Genomic DNA, 20,511 nt, shown 5'->3' on the forward strand with positions numbered 1-20,511 from the left:
TTGGCTTTTAACACCCGAATCAAACTTAAGTCTTTGAAAGGATTGTGTTTATTAATATGAAATTACTCGTGTTAGGTGCTACCGGTATGGCAGGTCATATGATTACACTTTACTTTTTAGAAAAAGGATATGAGGTTACAGGATTTTCAAGGCAAGATAGCTTACTGTGGAATACGATTATTGGGGATGCGAGCAATATAGACCAATTGACAGAAATCTTACTAGAGAATGATTATGACTATGTAATTAATTGTATTGGTGTATTAAATCAATTTGCCCAAGAGAGAATATCAAATGCAATTTATCTTAATTCGTATTTGCCACACATAATTACTGATATTATTAAAGATAAAAAAACAAGACTTATTCATATGAGTACAGATTGTGTGTTTGCTGGCAATACAGGACCCTACACAGAAAAATCTTTATGTGATGGGACTACTGTTTACGATAAGACAAAGGCATTAGGGGAGATTGAAGATAACAAAAACATAACATTTCGGATGTCAATTATTGGACCAGATGTGAAAGAAAATGGTATCGGATTATTTCACTGGTTTATGAAACAACAAACAGAATTATCTGGATATACCAATGCCATATGGACTGGTGTAACAACGCTAACGTTAGCAAGGGCAATGGAACAGGCAATGAAAGAGAAGATTACAGGACTATATCATCTAGTTAACAACATGGCAATTAGTAAGTATGAGCTGTGTCAATTATTTAACTATTATTTTCGAGATAACAGGTTACTGATTAAACCGTTTCCAGAAAAAAAGTTAGATAAAACCTTAATAAATACGCGGAGTGATTTTACTTTCGCTGTTCCAAGTTACGAGCAGATGATACAAGAAATGAAAGATTGGATTTATTATCACAGAAGTTTATATCCAATATATTATTTTAATTAACTGGTTAGGGTGTCAAAACCCCATGCTGAATATTCAGCGCTACAATTGATGTGATCGTAGCATGGGGATTGACAGCCTCGATTGCTCTTTATAGTTCTTCAACACCAAATTCATGGAAAACTTCTGTGGGATTAGTAACTTCTTTCAAGTTATTAAGTCTCCAACTCTTAAATTTCACATTATCATCATGTACACTTATTAGATAGTTTTGACCAGGAATCAACTCACATTTTAATGTAGAAATCACATATGCATGCCCACCAGGAACTTTATATCTTATGTTTTTTGAAAAATCATCCACATTATATATGAAAGTGTAGAAAGAAGGCGATTCCATATAGTAAGGAACGAGCTTTTTCGTTATATCATCAAACATGTACCCATATTGTGTAATAAGTGCTTCTGTTTCAGGTTTTGGAGTATATTCATAAATAGTTTCAAGATAATCCTTCTGATACATATTATCAGAATCGATACGAACTAGATATAAGAGGTCATAACCTTGAATATCGGATTTGATTCTTTCTTTAATTGTGTTGGTATCAAGGAAATGTATGTTATCAGGCAGGGGTTCACGCATTGCCAATTGTTTTTCAATGATATCCATGGATTCAACATCACAATATACGTAGGTAATAAAATCTTGGAAAGTTTGTGCTTTTAATGAGGGGAGCGTATATTTAAAGAATAAATTTAAGCGATTTTGTATCCAAGGCTCTGTTAAACGGTCTGGTGACCATTTAAAGGTATTAAAAAATATGGTGAGTATAATTTTTTTATTCATATGAGGACTCCTTTTGCAAAAATTGTAGAATATTGCAGTACAATATCATTTTATGCTAGATTACAAAAACTGTGAAATTAACAATCTAATTCTATTGTAAACTTGCTTGTTTTACTGGATTGTTAGTATTTGTAATAAAGAATAAAAAAATAGTGAAATATGTATCAACATGTCGAAACAACGCATATAATACATTATATTGATGAAATAAGAGATCAATAATAATTATATAATTAGAAAGGTTAGATTAACATGACACAACAAAGAAATTATCCAGTTACACGTTGTCAAGCTATTACAAATCTTATTGATTCCGTTGCTAAAGAGCAAGAAGCATTAGCTGATATATTAGATAAAGCAAATCACAGACCAAGTTATGGAAATGATTCCGAATGTTATACAGATTATGATAGTAGTAGCTCAGATAAAAGTAAAGATGATAAAAAGCTTGAATTAATTAATGCAGTTACACGTTTAGATTTTGTTTTAGCATTTAAACTTTCACTCTTTATCAACTGTACTTGTCCAAATGGTGGCTGCTCTGAGCATAGAAGACACGATTAATAATAAAAAAATATAGAATAAGAACACTATGGCTGGACATCAAAGTATTATGATGTGAAGAACTCTTGTTAGTGTAGTATCTTCCCGTATTCGTAGAATACGGGAAGATAAAAGTAAACTTCCGTCTGTATATAGCTAAATCGATTGGAACCTTTGGAAGAGTAACAATATGTTAATAAGTAATTTAAATGGGGGTAGATAATATGTTGAAAATAGAAACAAAAAAAGCATTGGAGATAAACGCTATCCATGGTTTTAGAGGAATTGCAAATGACGGAGGATGTTTTTATTTTACGGTTAAAGATGAGAATAAGATAATAAAATGCGATGTCTGTTTTAATCCGATAAAATGTTTTGAGACATGTAGAAACTATGCGTATATTTGCTATGATTCAAATGAAGATTGTTTTTGGGCGACCGATTATGAGGATTCCTCATGTATATATAAGTTAAATAATAGTTTTGTAGAAATAGGTAAACGTGTCATTTTAATACCTGAGCTTCGAGAGAAAGAAATAAATGGTATTTCTCATCATGCTAAATCTGATAGGTTATTTATCTCTTATTCAAATGCGATAGTGAGTATGGAAAAATATTCTTTAAGTGACTGTAGAATTTTATTTAGAAGTTGCAAAAAGAGAATACGAGGTGTAACAGATCTTTTTACATGCTTTATTTGCTTTGGAGTAACAAGACCAAGACAAGAAATTCGAATATCTTCTTTATGTGGTGGACAAAGTAAAAGTATATGTATTCCTTCTTGTTTTAGAATTGAATCGATGGTTTCAGTTCCAAATGATAAGAATTACGGCGAAAGTCACCTTTTTATTCTATTAACAAAACAAGGTGGTGAGCAATGTGTTATGGAATGTATAGTGGAAGATCTTTGTATATATGAACATAAAAGATGTTGTTGTGATAAATTAGAAGAGATTGCTAAAAAAGAAGCTATGATCGCACATTGTATTAATGAAGAAAGTGAAAAATTTATAAACATAATAAATTCTTCTAATAATACAAGGGAAATTAATGCAGCAATGACATCTCTAATTATGATAATCGATAGAGCAGCAAATGAAGAAAGAGAATTGAGTAATAAGTTACAAAAGTTGATGGAACACTGTGATTTTTGTAATGAAATGAACGAATAGTGATTCTATGATAAAGGATAGAGTTATGTTAATAAAGCCACAGGCTAGAGAATTTACCTCTGCTTGTGGCTTACTTATTATTGCGTATAATGTAGCATTAAAATCCATTAATCGCACTAATATCAATAATCCTATCGCAAACTTGCGTAGCTAGATGCATATTGTGGGTAATTACGATTAACCCCATATTTCTTCGTTTCACTTCTTCTAGGACCACATTCCAAAGTCCAGCTTGGGTGATAACATCTAGCATAGTGCTCATCTCATCGGCAATAAGAAAGCGGGCCTCAGGTAATAACGCACGTGCTACACAAAAACGTTGTAACTCACCACCCGATAATTCTCTTGGAAAGCGTGTTAACCATTCTTCTTCAATACCTATCTTTTTAAGTATTGTCAGGTCAAGTCCTTTGGCTTCTTCCAATACTTGGCGCATTCGAAAACGAGGATTGATTGCTTTTTCAGGATGTTGATAGATTAGTTGAACCGGACAGACCCCTTTTGGATTAAGTGGTTTTCCATCCAGTAACACCCTACCTTTAACTGGTGCTAGGTATCCAGAGAGTAGCTTAGCAAGGGTGCTTTTTCCATAACCACTTGGGCCAACGATTGCAACTTTCTCTCCCTCTTTGAAGGTGAGACTAATGTTGTTTAGTAGGTAGCTCTCTTTTCTATTATAGCCAAAGCATATTTTATTTGCTTCAAGTTGCATAGTAGCACCTCACATATCCATCTCTAAGTTTTCTCATTGGGGGGATTTCTTTTTTACATTGTTCCATACATTCAGCGCACCGAGGAGCGAAAGGGCAACCTTTTGTGATTGTACCAGCATAAGGTTGAAGTCCGGCAAGAGGAGTAAAACCATTCTGTGGCATAGCTCTATAGAGTGCCTTGCTATAAGGGTGTCTTAGTGCGTGCTCTCCATCTAAGAAATCTTTTGGAGGAGTAATCTCAAGAGTAGTACCTGCGTAGAAGATAGCTACGTTATCCGCAAAATTAAGAGCAAGATCTATATCATGTGTGATTAAGATAATCCCTTTTCCTTCATCTGCAAGCTTACGGAATATCGCAAGTGCTTCTAAGGCTTGGTCTGTCTGCATACCTGGAGTGGGTTCGTCAGCAATAATTAATTCAGCGTCTCCAATAACTGCAGTGGCTACAAGTACACGCCTAGCCATACCGCCAGATAGTTGAAAAGGGAACATGTTTTCTGTCTTTTCTTCGAGTTCTAACCGTTTGAAGATATTTTTTAATGCTAACTTTCGCTTGCTTTTATCCTTATGACCGATTACTTGGCCTGAAATCTTCATAAGGGGGTCTAAGTAGGAAACTGATTGAGGGACAAGAGCAAGTTTTTCACCGCGAAGCTCTTCTTGGTAAGAAGAAGTTAAGATTCGATCTTTATATCTTAGAGTACCTTTAATTGTTGCGTTTTCTGGAAGAATACCCAATATAGCATGTGCTAGAAGGCTTTTTCCAGAGCCACTTGATCCAACGATGGCTAAGATTTCACCGGAATGAACAGTCACAGAAAGATTCGAGATTACTTCAAGTTGCTGTTGCTCTACGAATCCTTTATACATTTGAAAGGAGAGTGACAGATTGTCAATCTCTAATAAAGTTGATGATTTAATATGATTCAAGTTCATTCACCTCATTCCTGCGCACTATAAGGGTCAATAAGTGATTTTAGATTATCGCCCAAGCGGTCGAATAAGAACACGATACTTACTAAAGTTAGTCCTGGAAAGAATGCTAACCACCACATACCAGAGGATAGATATTTCATACTCTCTGATAGGATAATGCCGATTGCAGGCTGTTCTGGTGAGAGACCATATCCTAGGAAGGATACAGAAGCTTCATGTAAAATAGCATGAGGAAACATTAGTACAAGGCCAACGATAAATTGTGGTATCATATGAGGTAGTATGTGATGGATTAATATGAAACCGTTGCTTTTTCCTAGTTTCCTTGAAACCGCGATATAATGTTCCGTACGTAACCCTAATACCTCAGCACGTATCAATCTTGCAAGGCTTGTCCAGTGGGTAACTGCAATTCCTATTAATAATCCCTTTAACCCTCTTCCGCAGGCAAAAGATATTAAGATAATTAGTATCAGATGAGGAACGCCCATAACAAGGTCAATAACCCAATTGATGATCGAATCAATAACCTTAGAGCTAGCAGCAGAAGCAATACCTATTAATACAGCGATGATAGCACTAATTGCAGAAGCGACCACCCCCACAGTGATACTAATACTAAGTCCTTTCATAGTACGGGCGAAAAGATCTCGTCCTAACCAGTCTGTTCCAAAGAGATGATGAAGAGATGGTTTTAATTTGGCATTAGTAAAATCAACAGCTATAGCTTCTTCGCTAATGCAGATACCTGCTAAGTATGTACATACAATAATAAGTGTTATTAGAATCGTTAATATAAGTAGTTTTTGTCGTCTATTCATTATTATCATTCTCCGATACCGTGTGACCGTCGCTATTATGCGAGGTATTTTGTATTTCGTAATCCTCTTTGATTTTAGGATCGATTACGCCATATAGTATGTTGGCAATGAGATTACCTGTAAAGACAAAAACTGCACTGAATAATGTTATTCCTAGTAGTAACGGTACGTCAGAATTTAATCCAGCAGCAGAGACGGCAGAACCCAATCCCGGATAAGAGAACACATTCTCAGCTAATACGGAGCCACCGAATAATTCGGCGAAAGAAGCAAACTGGAGGGTAAGGGCTGGTAATAAAATATTCCGTATTCCATGACGTTTTACTATTGTAAACCTTCCTTCTCCTCTTGCTTTGGCAAAGAGAACATAATCGCTTTCAAGAACATCAATGAGTTTTTGCCTTGTATGTAAGGCAACATTGGCAAAGGACATAAGACTAAGTGATAAGGCTGGCAGTATAAGATGGTGAATCTGTTGCCAGATACTAACGTCGCTATTCATCATCCCTATAGGAGAGCTAAATCCAATTGGAAACAGGCCTAACCAAACGGAAAAGATAAGTAGTAGCACTAAACCAAGCCAGAAGGTAGGTACTGAACATAAGAATAGGCATATTCTCTTTAAAATCCGATCACATAATTTATCTTTTGAAACTCCCATTGCACAACCTAATGAAAACCCTATAATACCAGAGAAAACCCATGCACAAATCATCAAAGCCAAGGTGTTAAGAAATTTCTCCCTGATTAGATCAAGCACTGGTCGTCGATATAGTAATGAAGTACCCATATCACCGTGAAGTAAGGCACTAAACCAATTGATAAACTGTTTTACTGGAGGTTCATCTATCCCCCAGTATTCTTCTAATTCTTCTCGCTGTTCAGGTGAAACAGCTCCGGTACTAAGGATATATTGTTGAATAGGATCAACAGGAGATAGTTTTACTAAGGTAAATGCAATCACACTGACTGCAAATAAAAGAGTAAGCATTCTTATTATATATTTAAGTGTTGTTTGGATAGATTTTGTAACCCTCAAAATGTAACTCCTCCTAGTTTTCCCATGACCAGTCCTTTAAGTTTTGTAATAGAGGCATAGATGCACCGTGAGCATGAAGTTGTTGATTACCAATATCAAGGCCTTCACGAACATAATATAGATGGTGCATATTAACGAGCCATACCCATGGACAATCCCCTTTCATAGATGTTCCAGTCGTTCCATCCCATTGTGCTTTCTTCCAGTTTTCATAAGCTTCTTCTGGAGTAAGTGATTTCATTGCCACATCTAGGTAAGAATCGACAGTCTGGTTTGAATATCCTTCTGGATTATAGTAATCGTCTTTTAACATCGTATCGGTGTGATATAAACTATAGCTGGTGTAAGGATTAGAAGAACCCCAACCCATAAGTACTGCGTCAGAAAACATTCTCTTAGAGATATCATCCCAACTTGTACCTTCCACGATAATGTTAATTCCCAGTTCTTTTGCCTCCGCGGAAGCCGCAAGAGCAACAGCTTGTCTAAAGGAATCCCCTGCAGGATAGATACAAGTAAATTCGGCCTTTAATCCGTCTTTATCAACAATGCCATCATTATCCGTATCAATCCAACCATTATCAGTTAGAAGTTTTTTCGCATAGATTTTATCTGTTGCAATAATAACTTCGGGATTATTCCAAGGCATACCATCATTTTCTGAATAAGCGGGATCTGCAAAACCATTTAGTGCTACTTTGGCAATCTGTTCTCGATCAATTCCATACGCCAAAGCTTGACGGATTTCTAGATTACAAGTTACGTTATTACCGTAAGGAAATCCACTTTCTGTAATTTTACCTTCATCTGGAGTAACTGGTAATGTAAAACCACGATTATCAAGAGAGGTTACGGTTTTTAAATAATAACCAGCAATATCCGCCGTGGCTAGTGTTGCTGAGGTAAGGGCAACATCTACTTGCCCTGCTTTGGTAGCAGCAAAAGCAGCATCTTCCGTCATAAACACAATGGTAACATTCTCAATTGAGGGAACTGTTCCATAGTAATCTTTGTTGGCCTTTAACATAAGTTGTTCGCCTTTATTCCATTGAACAAAGGTATAAGGTCCGGAGCCAATGGGAGCAGTACCATAATTTTCATTATATGTATGTTCAGGAACAATACCAGTAGTTGCTATGGTATTTAAGAAGGTAGAGGTTGGTCTGTTTAACGTAAAAACAATCGTATCATCAGAAGTTGCCTCTGCTTTGTCCATGAATGTTAAATCAAGAGAGGACTGACCCTTCTTTGCAGTATTGAAGGTAAAAGCAACATCAGACGCTGTTAAAGGTTCACCGTCAGTAAATGTCACATCGTTTCGAATGGTAAAAGTCCAAGTTAAACCATCATCACTGATGGAATAGTCAGTTGCTAGATCGTTAGAAAATATCATATCTTGATTATATTCCACAAGAGTACTTTGGATTAATGGTGTTGTACCGTGTCCCCAACTGATACAAGGATCGAGTGTAGTAGGTTCTGTGGAAATTGCAATGACAACGCTATTATTGTCTATCTCATTTCCTTTCGTAGGTGAATTGCTACTCTTAGAACAACCAGTTACAAGGAGTAATAGCAGAACAAGTAGTGTTATACGAGATAGATATTTCTTATGTTTTTTCATAATTCCTCCCCTGAGAGTATTTATATGTATAATATTAAATAATTTAGTCGAATTATACCATGATTACAAAAATCTACAAGCCTGTATGGGGGATTATATTTATCTAGAGGTGAAACGAAAAAGCAAAGAATAACAACAAAAAGAGAAGAAGAAAAGAAATGAATAATAAGATCGGAATAATAAGAAATGTATAATAGGAAAAGTATAAACAAACAGACATGACTAAGATATTTAATATAGGAATCTTCTAATCATGTCTGTTTCAATTAAACCTAGCGTCCTACCGTTTACTATAAGTATGACATTCTGTTTCATAGCAGTTACAAGCTGAACCACAGGAACAGACATCAACATGGTCTGCGTGACAGGAGCAATCTTCATTATAGGTACAGTCGTGAGCTTTGCATGCTATATTAGTTTCTGGACTACCAGAGCCACTACAATTTGAAGTTCCTGAAGATTCTATAAAACTGCTACAACAAGTGTTTTCTTTAGTTGCTCCACCAGATACGTCGATAGTATGTCGGTTACATAATTTGGAATCATTATGTGTACAATTATATACCGAACATGATAAATTTGGCATGGGAAACCTCCTCAATTTTATTTTTCAAGATTAGTATAACCATGGGAATGAAAATTATGCTATATGATGTCTCTATGATAATGTAAATTGGAGTAGGATTGCCTTTACTTCATGTTAATTTAGTTTCAGATAAAATTAGAAATTAAAAAAAGATAGCATTTGATCTAAGTCAAGTACTTCAACAGGGAGAACTTCGGTTTCTTCTGTACATAAAGACAGCTGATACTGTTTTTCCCATGTTTGTGTAAAAAGATGTAAGGGTTTGGAGGTATAAGCAGATGCATCTATTTGTAAAGAAGGAAACTGTATGAGAAATTCATTTAATGGTATGTAGATTCCTTTCCCTATATATTTCACAAAACTTTCTTTCAGTGTCCAGTAAGTATAAAACACTTCTGCTTGCATTTCTTGTGGTCTTGACAAGAGCTCATGATACTCATCTTGGTGAAAGAATCGTTGTGCTATGTCGTAGTGGCATGTGCTTATTTTCTCAATATCAATGCCAATTTCTTTTGTGCTAGTACCGCATACAATCCAATCCTTTGAGTGTGAAATATTAAAAAAGAAATCAGCGTGGTCTAGTCCAGTACAATCTACATATGGTTTTTTATATTCATTGTAGCTTACGTTACATTCAGCTCCAAAACCCTCCTGTTTTAGAATGTACTTAAGTAACAATCCTGATAACATACTTTGGATAGCATCCTTTTCAAAGCGGTAACTGGCAACTCTGTTTTTTCGCTCTTTTGATAAAAGACGTAATATAGTCTCTTTTTCACTGGGAGTTAGAGAAATATTACAATTTAGGGCATATCTTTTCACCATAGAAATTCCTCCTGAAAGTTAGTAATTTATAATTCTTACTTATCCTCATGCTGTTTCTCTTGTTTTATTTCCCATTCAAGTACAAAGGTCATTAGGACACGTAATACAAAGATTGAAGCTAAGATAATTAATTCATCAAAAGATTTAATCAATACCGTTTTTAAGATTTCGGCAGCTAATTTGAATTCTAATGCAGTAGCAAGTGACGCTGCGAATTGATATTTTATTTTATAAGGCTCTTTGGTACGTAATTCTTTTAGATATCCCCAAAATGCTTTAAAGCCACCAATACTTAGTATGGTAATACCCATAAGTTCGAAGATATGAATCAAAATAGGTAGATACGTTTCAAATAAATGTTCCATAGTAGGTTCCTTTCATGTTCTTTATCCAAATATAATGTTTAACTGAATATGTACTATTATACTAGGAATACGATTTTATCGCAATGAAAAGACATATCAGTTGACTTTTATTTACTGTTATAGTACGGTGGTATTAATTAAAGAGAGGAGAATTATAATGAATAAGTGGTTTGTATTCACATTGATTGTTTGTCTAACGGATTGTATTTTACCGTTTATTTTAGCGTGTTTTTACCCAGGATATAGCCATATGAATATGGTATTAAGTTCGTTAGGTAGTGAACGGTCACAAGTAAGAACAGTATTTAATATATGGATGGCATGTCTTGGTGTATCATTTATATTCATTGGTATACATTTGTTTGTTACATATAAAGGGATGAATCCTATTGCAAGTACCATTTTATTAATTATTACAATTAGCTATGCCGTGTTTGATTGTATTATATCGAGTTTGTTTTCTGTTGGAGATTCCAAAGAAATGGTAACGATTGCAGAGAAAATTCACGGGTATGGCTCTGCAATAGGGTGCACATTATTTGTTTTTGCCGGTCTGCTAGCGGTAATACTTGTTTGGAGAAGAAATGTAGCGGTTGGAAGATTGCTACTTGTAAACTTTATTCTATCATTTATTGTATTTATTATTTTTATTGCAGGAGAAAACATACCACAGGATTCAACTGGCGTATTAAAGCTAATGTCATATGAAGGATTATGGCAAAGAATTTCTTTTGTGTTTATGTACATACCCTATATTGTATTAATGCGTTTGGAAAGCTAAATTAGCACATTGATTTAGAATGGGTATATTAGAACAGGTACCGGGAAATGGCTTGAAGAATGTAAAATACAGTTGGGATGAAGTAGTTGCTTGTGCAGAAGAGGATGATAATTATAAAATCTTCTATTATGGATTCTGCCGTCCGAGTTATAGAATATTTGAATATCTGGAAGAGGAATGTAGGTATCATGTTGAGATAATAGATACTTGGAATATGGAGATTCATGATATGGGGGTTTATGAAGGTAAATTCCGTTTAACTCTACCAGGTAAAGAATATATGACAGTTAGGGTTAGGAAAATAGGATAGACTTAGAATACATTAATCACTAAATTATTAGAGAATATAATGAATGTGAAGTACGTGATCAATATTACCCACATACTATAAATTAATAAACACGAAACTTGGGGGTATTATAATTAATAATTCAATAAACAAAAAGAACCTTACAAATGATGGGGATTCGAATGGTACTGAAATAGACAAAGAGAAGTACTATCGTCCATCTAATAGATCTGTACTGAATACTGGTGATTATAGGACCTTATTCTCTAATTATTTTCAATCTAAGGAAACGAAAGCCATACCCAATGAATATGTTGTAGATCCGGAGAATACCATCCTCAATTATTTTGGAATATTACGTCAGGCTGCAAATCCACAAGAAGGAAAATATATTGGTTGTGGAACGATTGGATATGCAACGATACCATATCCCTTTGCTTATAGTTTTATATCGTCGGAGTATAAGAAGAGACTGAGTTATGAACAGTATCTTGATATGTTTCAGAATATATTGCATATTAATCTAATTAAATATAAGGAAGTACCAGTCTATGCTAATAAGGATCAAATAGTTCGATATTTTGTTGAGATAGAAGCAATTGAAGGTAGTGATAAAAATATAGGAGTATTTGCATATTATTATGGATTCGTTGATTTAATAGAAGAGAATGGATCATACAAGATATCTGATTTGCAATTCTATGGCGAAAATTATCTATGTGCACCCTATCATGGCTGGTCATATGACGCGGAAGCTGTTGTTCAGATTGAATACGGTGGTTGGTGTTCTTTAGTCAAAGAGTTATTACCAACCGTGCAGAAGGATTATGTCAAATATATTAGTTTTGAAGGAACAGACGGATACCACTATTGTATGGTTTTCTTCCAATTGACGAATGATAATGATATACTAATAGCACAATTTAGAAGGGAGGCTAATGATAGCTGGACATTAATACAAATTAACCCCGAAGATTGTATCAAAGAATAACGTAAGAGTATGTACCATAAGATGTATTGAATGAATGGAGAGAAATATATGAATGATAAAATTTATGAATTTGAAGCTTTGATAAAAAAGGTTCCTGATATAGATGGGGCATATATTGAATTTCCTTATGATGTAAAGCAGGAATACGGTAAGGGAAGAGTGAAGGTGAAAGCCACATTTGATGGCGTAGAATATGAGGGTAGTTTAGTACGTATGAAAACACCGTGTCACATTATTGGACTTAGAAAGGATATACGTGAGTCAATTCATAAACAACCGGGTGATATGGTGAAGGTTACAATACAAGAAAGAGAATAGCACTAGAAGATCAAAAAGTAATAATATTGAAAAACCTAACAAGTTTTAAAAAGCATATTTCGAAATTATTCGAAATATGCTATACTTGGAAATGTAATGAAAATACTGGATTAATACAAGGAGAAGGTATTTTAAATTAGTATTTTACATTACAAAATAATGTATGAGGAGGTTTTTCAACAATGAAAAATCAAAGAAACAAGCGTATGTATTATAGCATATGCGCAATTATCCTAAGCGTAGTTATGGTGCTTCTAGATGTAGGTACTGTGAATAAGTATGTTTTCGCAAGTACGGTAACAGAACGCTCCAATGGCTATGAGCTAGTGGATAAGATCCAGGATGCATCTATATTGCATTGCTGGAATTGGTCATATAAGACCATTGAAGAAAATATGCAGTTGATCGCTGAAAGTGGTTATTCTGCAATACAGACATCTCCAGCAACACAACCTAAAGACTATACATACAAAGGTGTTGTAGGAACCGAGGTAGGAATACCGGGTTATGGAGGAACAGGTAACTGGTGGAAATTATATCAACCTGTTACACAAAGTGTTTGCGATAACGGGCAGACATGGCTAGGAACAAAGGAAGAACTTGAATCAATGTGTCAAACAGCAGAAAAGTATGGTATTAAAGTAATCGTAGATATTGTTGCTAACCACATGGGTAACATTACAGGTTGGAAAAACTCACTTTCTGATGTTTCACCCCAAATTGGTGAGTACTGGAATAGTGAAATGCTAACAGATGCATCATACTGGCATATTAATTCCTATCAAGTATGGATGAGTGATAGTAGACTACATTTTACAATGGGAAGTTTAGGAATGCCTGATTTAAATACAGCTGATAAGAGGGTACAAGCTTATATATCCAATTATCTTAAAGAACTAATTGACTGCGGCGCTGATGGCTTCCGATTTGATGCAGCAAAACATATCGAAACGCCGGATGATGACCCATCGTTTGCAAGTGATTTCTGGCCAACTGTACTAGGTGAAGCAAGATCACATTATAAGGCTAAAACGGGTGGAGAGCTTTATGTGTATGGCGAAATTCTTAACACAGTAGGTGATAATTTTAGTATTAATTCCTATACTAAGTATATGTCAGTAACAGACAATTCTGCAGGAAATCATCTATTAGAGGCATTTCGCAACAATAATGTTAACACGTTGAATATGAACTATGCTCCAAATGTATCTGTATTATGGGCAGAATCACATGATACTTATATGAATGAATCTTCCAGATATGCTTCTGATAAATCCATTGTAAGAACATGGGCGATGGTAGCAAACAAGGATAATGCGGCAAAACTATTCTTTGTAAGACCATATTATTCAGTGAATATTCTTGAAGGTGATGTAGACGGCGCAATGAAAGGGAATTTAAAGACTTCTCTGACACCGGCTACCATGGGGGCTTGTGAAACGTATACATGGGCATCTAAAGAAGTAGCGGCAATAAATCATTTTAATAACAGAATGGTAGATAAACAAGAGAATATGGGGACTGAAGGTAACATTGCATATTGCTTCCGCGGAGATGGTGTAGCACTAGCTAATTTCAGTGGCTCAGGACAGATTTCAATGTCAGCACATGGTATGGCAAATGGTACGTATACCGATGAAGTATCAGGCAATACGTTTACGGTTGCAAATGGAGTGCTTTCAGGAAGAATTAACAGTGAGTATGGTATAGCAGTAGTTTATAAGAATGTAATGCCAAATCCTAGTAGCTCCTATCCTGTACAAATTCATGCCAGCATCGGAAACGGTACCAGTTTCTATGGAGACTCATTAAGCGTTACCATCGAGGCGTTATATGCAGATAGTGCAACATATTCAGCAAGTACTGGTGAATATGGTTCATTCACGGGTTCTAAAACAATTGATATAGGGAAAGGTTTGTCAAGTGGAGATACTGTTACATTAACGGTAACAGGAACAAATGCTAGAGGAACAGTAACACAAGTATATACCTATACGAAGATGGAATATGATTTGGAGAATTGTATCTTCTTTAAGAATACGTCTGGTTGGTCTACGGTTACGGCATATGTATGGAATGATAAGGTATCTCCAGTAAAGAATAATGCTGCATGGCCTGGTGAAGAGATGTTTAAATGTGATTCACTGAATAATATATATGCGCTTAAAATAAATCCAGACGCAGGATATACGAAAATAATATTTAGTAATAATGGGGCATCGCAGACGAAAGATCAGACAATGGGTAGTATTGGATATATGTATAACATGAGTACTGGAACATGGGAACCTTATAAGGAAGTAGGAGATAAAACACCTACTATTGCAGCCACCAAAGAGTCATCTGTTATTACAGCTGCAATGGATGTAACATTCTCTGTAACGGATGCACAGTCTTCGACATATTCAATAAATGGTGGAAATCCGGTAAGCTTTCAGGATTCTGTGACAGTAAGGGTAGGAGATAATCTTGCTGAAGGAGCAATGGATACGGTTGTAATCAATGCTCAAAATGGAACAAAAACGAAGTCAAGTACCTACCAATATACGATGGAATATAAAGAACCAGTAGTTACAGCATCTGTTTCCAGTGGAACTACTTTTACGGATTCGTTGGATGTTACGTTTACAGTTACCAATGCTTTAACTGCTACAATTTCTAATGGAACAACGACAACGTCATTCGAAAATTCCCTCCGTGTTACAGCTACCGATACTACGACTTACACGATTGTTGTTACAAAGGGAGGCAAGACTTATACATTTACCTATACTTACACAAAGCTTAAAGAGGCTCAAAACAGTGTGTATTTGAATGTAAGTGCTTGCAGTTGGTTTGGTAATGATAGTGCCGTAGCGGTAGTTAAGTTTAACAATGAGAGTGGATACACAAAATGTGAGAAGTTAACTTACAATAACTCCGTATATTATAAAGCAGTGGTGCCAGAAGGTGCTACAAGTGTAACGATTGGAAGAATGATACCAAATGGTAATATCTATAATACACTTACTATATCGTTATTGAGTGAAAAGAATGTATGGACATCCAATTCGAGCTTTAATGGTGGTAATTGGACATATAGTTCGGCTATAGGTACCACCTTAGCTAATTAGTCTAGAGATCCTATAACAGTTGCTCCCTCTTGGCAAACAAGATTAACACTTGTCTGCCAAGAGGGAGCTTTTTAATTCTTAGAGAAATGACCTAACATATAATGATACAATAAAACGCTTTCATAACGCATACTAATTACTATTGTTTTCTTCTATATCGCCGTCAGGAATATTGTATTCATCGCATAGAGATTCAGGTCCTAATTGATTTGTATCAGAAGTAGCCTCTATTCCAGTATTACTGTTTCCTGTAGTATTATTTTCAGATGTTGTTTCATCACGGGCTGGTTCATCTTTGTTTGTATCTCCTACGGTAGAATCTACAATAACATTATCACCAAGAATTGATTCATCTGTCTGATCAAGAATACCATTGTCTTCGATTTCTTCTTTGGCACTAGTGAATATGTTTTTAAACCAATCAATGATAGAACGGAAGAAATCTCCGAGTTTTTCTAAGAACCCTTTCTTCGCTTGTTCTAGTTCAATTCCTATATTGTCAGCTGCGCTATCTATTACACTACTGTAAGTAGAAGCAAGACGTTCATAATCATAATCTTGTGACGCGACTTTGACCATCGTGTTAAGAATCATCTGCACTTGGTCATCAGTAAGTGTTACCTCGAATTTGTCACCTGAGTTGATGATTACTTGTTCAATCTTATCAGCAGCTACGATGTTTTCGCCAATGATGGTGTCTTTTACCTCCGTAATAATACCAACTGCTTCATCAGAACCAATGTCCTCTGCAAGGGTACCAGAGATAACGATTTCTTCTGTTGCAATTTCTTTCTTAGTTTCTTCAAGGGGGGAACCAGTTACAATCTCGAATGCCTTCATGATACCAGTTAATGCACCCGTTCCAGATACAGCAAACGGAGAGGCCGCAACTACGTTACAATCATAGATTCCTGCTGTTGTTAACGTAGACTTAATCATGTTCGAGGTAACCCAAGTTAGATTAGCGGTCTTAACATTAATACCTTTTCCTTCTTCTGTCTCTTCGATGAATGCACAACTATAAGTACGTCTTCCAATTTGTTGCTCTGTTGCTACACCTTCTAAGTACGCTCTTTCTTCATCGTTGTTTACTTCAATCACAGCGACTTCGTTTTCTTGTGCACCAAAATATTCAAACATTTTACCTTTTTGTTCATCGGTTAAATCGGCACCAACTGATACGACTGTTACACTATCAGCAGATGCAATCGTTGGTACAATTGTTCCAATGCACAGAGTTATGCCCATTGCCAATGCCAGTAGTTTCTTTTTCATTAAAATCCTCCAACTTTTCTTATGCATGGTTGTATTTGCGAGTAATCAGTAACAAACTAGACTTCTCAAAGTATATCGAATAGAGTAATCTATGTCTATATACTTTCGTGTTTGATAGTAGGATTTTAATGAAATATTAAGATTTTAGTGGTAGAGACTGGTAAGTTATCAAAGGCTGAATTACAGACTTTGTAATTAACGTAAAATTAACAAAACTTTACACGTGCTTGATAGAAAAAAACTCCTGTATTTGTTATATTCTTTCATGAAGACAAGTAACAAAGTAGTAAAGAAGAAAGTAAGAGGAGAATGATAATGAAAAACTCGTGGAAGAAACGTATATTAGCAGGATCATTAGCACTTGCAATGATACCAACCAATTCTATGATAAGTTTTGCGAAAGCAGCACCAGATGGGAAGACAGTTGCTTCAGATACCGAAGCTGGTAAGAAAGATGGTGCATGGGATAAATGGGAAGAGGAGTGGAACATAATTAAAAATGATTGGACACAGATCTCTCTTACCCCAGGTAAAGATGAAAGCCAGTTAAACTTTGCATGGTATACGATGTCAGATCGTTCTGCAAATCTACAGATTAGTACTTCTGCTGATATGAAGAATGCAAAAGAATATGTTGCAAAGAGAGAGAAAGCATCTGTTTCAAAAGATGGGAAGCAATATTATTCCAATAAGGTGACGGCACTTAATTTGAAAGAGAATACTACATATTATTATAGATATGAAGTGGATGGTGTTTATACGGAACCAGCTGCATATACAACAAAATCAACGGATAAATTTAGTTTTATCTATGTTGGTGATCCACAGATTGGCTCTTCTAATGAGAAGAAGTCGTCAAGCAAGGATGTTAACACAGCAAATAAATTAGCAGAATTCTTACAAGCACAAGATGATGCTGTTCGTAATGATGCATTCAACTGGAGTGATACTTTGAACAAGGCTGTAGAAAAAACGAATAATCAAGCAAGCTTTATAGTATCTGCGGGCGACCAAGTTCAATTAACGAAGGGAAAATCCCCACAAGGTAAAAACTTTGAGAGTGAAATTGAATATGCTGGTTATTTGAGCCCAAAAGTATTGAAATCACTACCAGTTGCACCAACCGTTGGTAACCATGATGCAGATAATGCAAATTATACCTATCACTTTAATGTACCAAACAAGAGCGATTATGGTGTTAATAAAGCAACCGAAGATACAACGAAAGTAGGCGGAGATTATTACTTTACGTATGGTTCTGTATTGTTCATGATGTTGAATACACAAAACACAAACGTTGCAGAGCATAAAAACTTTATTGAAGAAACCGTGAAGGCAAACAAAGATTGTACTTGGAGAATTGTTACTCTACATCAAGATATCTATGGTTCAGCAGAACATTCAAACGAACCAGAAATCACGAACTTACGTTATCAGATTGTACCTATTCTAGAAGATAATGATGTGGATGTTGTATTAACAGGTCATGATCATGCCTATTCTAGAACGCAAATCTTAAAAGGCGGAGTCAAGACTTTCGATGCTTCTTATGATGATGATGCTTTTGAAGAACAATTAGAAATAGATATGGATGCAGGAGAAAAACCAGTCACTCTAACAATGGCTCCAGGTAACATAACAACCGATAAAGCCACAGAAGATGGACTTCGATATCTTGAATACTTAAATCAAATAATGGATGCAGCTGCAGTTCAAAAGGTTAACAAGATGAATAAGAATACCGTATTGAATCCAGATGGTATATTATACATGACAGCAAGTTCTTCATCAGGTAGTAAGTATTATGACTTAGTTCCTAGACAACAAACATATATAGCGAATCGTTGGCAAGAAGATGTTCCAACATACTCTGTTATAGATATCACACCAACATCATTTACAATTAATACGTATCGTTCAGATAATAATAAGGCAATCGATGAAAATTTTACAATTGTAAAAGATGATAAAACATCAATTACGGCTCCTAAAGCAGTTACGATTAAATCAGTAAAATCAAGTAAGAAAGCTACAGCTACCGTATCGTTTACTAAGAGTACTGATAAAGTAAGTGGATATCAAATTACGTATTCTACAAACAAGAATTTTAAATCTTCTAAGAATGTAGTAACAACGAAAACAAGTTATACAATAAAATCGCTTTCGAAAGGAACCTTGTATATAAAAGTTAGACCATATACTACTGTGTCAGGAAAGAATGTATATGGAAAATATTCAAAGGTAGTTAAGGCAAGTGTAGAATAATGAAAATAGAAATCATTAAGAAAAATTTCGTTAGAAAGGGATGTCTAGCAGTAGCTAGCATCCTATTTCTTCTGTTCCTCTATAACATTAATCAAATAGATAAAGAATCCTTCTTTGATAATGAAGGAAGAAACTTTGTGAAGGCTAAGGTAGTTGAGATTATAGAGGATAATGAAACAGAAAGTGGTATTTACGTAGGGAATCAGACAGTAATGATTTCTATATTATCTGGTGAATTTAAGGGTAAACTACTTGAAGCAACAAGTTCAAGCAGCTATCTGTATGGCACCCATTGTGAGGTTGGGAAAAAGGTTATTGCCATTGTAAGTGAATCCAATGGAACTTTTGTGGCTTCCGTTTATAGTGTGGACCGTGCGGCTATGATTTATCTAATTATAGGTATCTTCGTGCTAACTATCATAGTAATTGGTGGAAAAAAGGGATTAGCATCTGTTATAAGTTTGGGATTTACAATTATCTGTATCCTCTTCTTATTCTTACCACTTATCTATCGTGGGGTATCACCAGTATTTGCAGCTGTGATAGTTACTTTAATTACGACTTGTGTTACGATGTATCTGATCGGTGGTTGGTCAATCAAAACACTCGCTTCCTCATCGGGGACGGTTATTGGGGTAATAATCGCAGGAGTATTTGCTTGGCTATTCAGTAAGATGGCTCAAATAACGGGTTATAATGTAAGCGAGATAGAGAATCTGATATATGTAGGGGAAAAGACATCAATACAGATTGGAGAGCTTATGTTCTCAGGGATATTAATCGCAGCACTAGGGGCAGTAATGGATGTAGCGATGTCAATTGCATCAACCATTTTAGAAATCAATGAGAAGAATCAGACTTTAACAAGGAAAGAACTTTTTCAGTCAGGAATGAATGTTGGTAAAGATATGATGGGAACCATGTCGAATACCCTGATCTTAGCGTTTACGGGTGGATCTATTAATACGCTAGTGTTTATATATGCATATAATTATCAATATAATCAGATTATTAACCTTCACTCCATAGCGGTAGAAATCATACAAGGAATTGCATCGAGTATGGGCGTTATATTAACAGTACCATGTGTATCGCTAATTACCTGTATGTTAGTTAAGAGAAAGAAATAGGGTTTCAAAATCAAAGATGTCTATGTA

20 protein-coding genes are annotated in these 20,511 nt (G+C 35.4%); 10 read left to right on the forward strand and 10 right to left on the reverse strand.

Annotated features, from left to right (window positions below; all coding sequences use genetic code 11):
• The first annotated feature begins 56 nt into the window (after positions 1-56).
• The gene (locus BUB90_RS08960; RefSeq protein WP_073286315.1) at positions 57-914 is read left to right on the forward strand and encodes an SDR family oxidoreductase; all 858 of its coding nucleotides are present in this window, start codon (positions 57-59) and stop codon (positions 912-914) included.
• A gap of 88 nt (positions 915-1,002) precedes the next feature.
• Here BUB90_RS08960 and BUB90_RS08965 read toward each other — a convergent pair whose 3' ends face one another.
• Positions 1,003-1,698 carry a glycosyltransferase gene (locus tag BUB90_RS08965; protein WP_073286318.1) on the reverse strand — a complete coding sequence of 232 codons (696 nt, stop codon included), beginning with the start codon at positions 1,696-1,698 and terminating at the stop codon, positions 1,003-1,005.
• 252 nt (positions 1,699-1,950) lie between these two features.
• Here BUB90_RS08965 and BUB90_RS08970 point away from each other — a divergent pair, with 252 nt between their 5' ends.
• Entirely contained in the window at positions 1,951-2,262 is a 312-nt protein-coding gene (locus BUB90_RS08970) for a hypothetical protein (RefSeq protein ID WP_073286323.1), read from the forward strand.
• 203 nt (positions 2,263-2,465) lie between these two features.
• Positions 2,466-3,413 (forward strand): hypothetical protein, encoded by a 948-nt coding sequence (locus BUB90_RS08975; protein ID WP_073286325.1) that lies wholly within the window; start codon positions 2,466-2,468, stop codon positions 3,411-3,413.
• A gap of 97 nt (positions 3,414-3,510) precedes the next feature.
• On the opposite strand, the gene BUB90_RS08980 is transcribed toward BUB90_RS08975, so the two are convergent.
• The 8 genes from BUB90_RS08980 to BUB90_RS09015 all read right to left on the reverse strand — a co-directional run bounded on the left by BUB90_RS08980 (position 3,511) and on the right by BUB90_RS09015 (position 10,322).
• The gene (locus BUB90_RS08980; RefSeq protein ID WP_073286328.1) at positions 3,511-4,125 is read right to left on the reverse strand and encodes an ABC transporter ATP-binding protein; all 615 of its coding nucleotides are present in this window, start codon (positions 4,123-4,125) and stop codon (positions 3,511-3,513) included.
• The gene (locus tag BUB90_RS08985) at positions 4,115-5,062 is read right to left on the reverse strand and encodes an oligopeptide/dipeptide ABC transporter ATP-binding protein (protein WP_073286331.1); all 948 of its coding nucleotides are present in this window, start codon (positions 5,060-5,062) and stop codon (positions 4,115-4,117) included. The genes BUB90_RS08980 and BUB90_RS08985 overlap by 11 nt, the downstream gene beginning before the upstream one ends.
• A 5-nt stretch (positions 5,063-5,067) precedes the next feature.
• Positions 5,068-5,883, reverse strand: coding sequence for an ABC transporter permease (locus tag BUB90_RS08990; protein ID WP_242952515.1), 816 nt, complete (start codon positions 5,881-5,883; stop codon positions 5,068-5,070).
• Complete coding sequence (locus BUB90_RS08995) at positions 5,876-6,922, reverse strand: ABC transporter permease (RefSeq protein ID WP_278277269.1); 1,047 nt, start codon at positions 6,920-6,922, stop codon at positions 5,876-5,878. The genes BUB90_RS08990 and BUB90_RS08995 overlap by 8 nt, the downstream gene beginning before the upstream one ends.
• A 13-nt stretch (positions 6,923-6,935) precedes the next feature.
• Complete coding sequence (locus BUB90_RS09000; protein ID WP_073286337.1) at positions 6,936-8,546, reverse strand: ABC transporter substrate-binding protein; 1,611 nt, start codon at positions 8,544-8,546, stop codon at positions 6,936-6,938.
• 280 nt (positions 8,547-8,826) lie between these two features.
• Positions 8,827-9,132, reverse strand: coding sequence for a DUF1540 domain-containing protein (locus BUB90_RS09005; protein ID WP_073286340.1), 306 nt, complete (start codon positions 9,130-9,132; stop codon positions 8,827-8,829).
• Between the two features lie 135 nt (positions 9,133-9,267).
• Positions 9,268-9,957 (reverse strand): 4'-phosphopantetheinyl transferase family protein, encoded by a 690-nt coding sequence (locus BUB90_RS09010; RefSeq protein ID WP_073286342.1) that lies wholly within the window; start codon positions 9,955-9,957, stop codon positions 9,268-9,270.
• A gap of 35 nt (positions 9,958-9,992) precedes the next feature.
• Positions 9,993-10,322: a DUF1622 domain-containing protein gene (locus tag BUB90_RS09015; protein WP_073286345.1), complete on the reverse strand. Its 330-nt coding sequence runs from the start codon at positions 10,320-10,322 to the stop codon at positions 9,993-9,995.
• Between the two features lie 157 nt (positions 10,323-10,479).
• On the opposite strand from BUB90_RS09015, the gene BUB90_RS09020 reads away from it, so the two are divergent.
• The 5 genes from BUB90_RS09020 to BUB90_RS09040 all read left to right on the forward strand — a co-directional run bounded on the left by BUB90_RS09020 (position 10,480) and on the right by BUB90_RS09040 (position 15,814).
• On the forward strand, positions 10,480-11,103 hold the full coding sequence (locus tag BUB90_RS09020; protein WP_073286349.1) for a DUF998 domain-containing protein: 624 nt from the start codon (positions 10,480-10,482) through the stop codon (positions 11,101-11,103).
• 19 nt (positions 11,104-11,122) lie between these two features.
• Positions 11,123-11,413 (forward strand): DUF5605 domain-containing protein, encoded by a 291-nt coding sequence (locus BUB90_RS09025; protein ID WP_073286351.1) that lies wholly within the window; start codon positions 11,123-11,125, stop codon positions 11,411-11,413.
• A gap of 475 nt (positions 11,414-11,888) precedes the next feature.
• Positions 11,889-12,383, forward strand: a complete 495-nt coding sequence (locus tag BUB90_RS23080; RefSeq protein ID WP_084139167.1) for a hypothetical protein — start codon at positions 11,889-11,891, stop codon at positions 12,381-12,383.
• A 48-nt stretch (positions 12,384-12,431) separates the two neighbouring features.
• Positions 12,432-12,701 (forward strand): DUF1905 domain-containing protein, encoded by a 270-nt coding sequence (locus BUB90_RS09035; protein ID WP_073286357.1) that lies wholly within the window; start codon positions 12,432-12,434, stop codon positions 12,699-12,701.
• A gap of 182 nt (positions 12,702-12,883) precedes the next feature.
• Positions 12,884-15,814, forward strand: a complete 2,931-nt coding sequence (locus BUB90_RS09040) for an alpha-amylase family glycosyl hydrolase (RefSeq protein ID WP_073286360.1) — start codon at positions 12,884-12,886, stop codon at positions 15,812-15,814.
• 132 nt (positions 15,815-15,946) lie between these two features.
• Here the strand turns inward: BUB90_RS09040 and BUB90_RS09045 are convergent, their stop codons facing one another.
• Positions 15,947-17,089, reverse strand: a complete 1,143-nt coding sequence (locus BUB90_RS09045; RefSeq protein ID WP_073286363.1) for a DUF1002 domain-containing protein — start codon at positions 17,087-17,089, stop codon at positions 15,947-15,949.
• 315 nt (positions 17,090-17,404) lie between these two features.
• Between BUB90_RS09045 and BUB90_RS09050 the strand changes: the two genes are divergently transcribed.
• Positions 17,405-19,354, forward strand: a complete 1,950-nt coding sequence (locus BUB90_RS09050) for a metallophosphoesterase (RefSeq protein WP_073286366.1) — start codon at positions 17,405-17,407, stop codon at positions 19,352-19,354.
• Positions 19,354-20,484: a YibE/F family protein gene (locus BUB90_RS09055; RefSeq protein WP_073286369.1), complete on the forward strand. Its 1,131-nt coding sequence runs from the start codon at positions 19,354-19,356 to the stop codon at positions 20,482-20,484. The genes BUB90_RS09050 and BUB90_RS09055 overlap by 1 nt, the downstream gene beginning before the upstream one ends.
• The last annotated feature ends 27 nt before the right edge of the window (positions 20,485-20,511 follow it).

The organism is Anaerosporobacter mobilis DSM 15930 (assembly GCF_900142955.1).
Classification (GTDB): Bacteria; Bacillota; Clostridia; order Lachnospirales; family Lachnospiraceae; genus Anaerosporobacter; species Anaerosporobacter mobilis.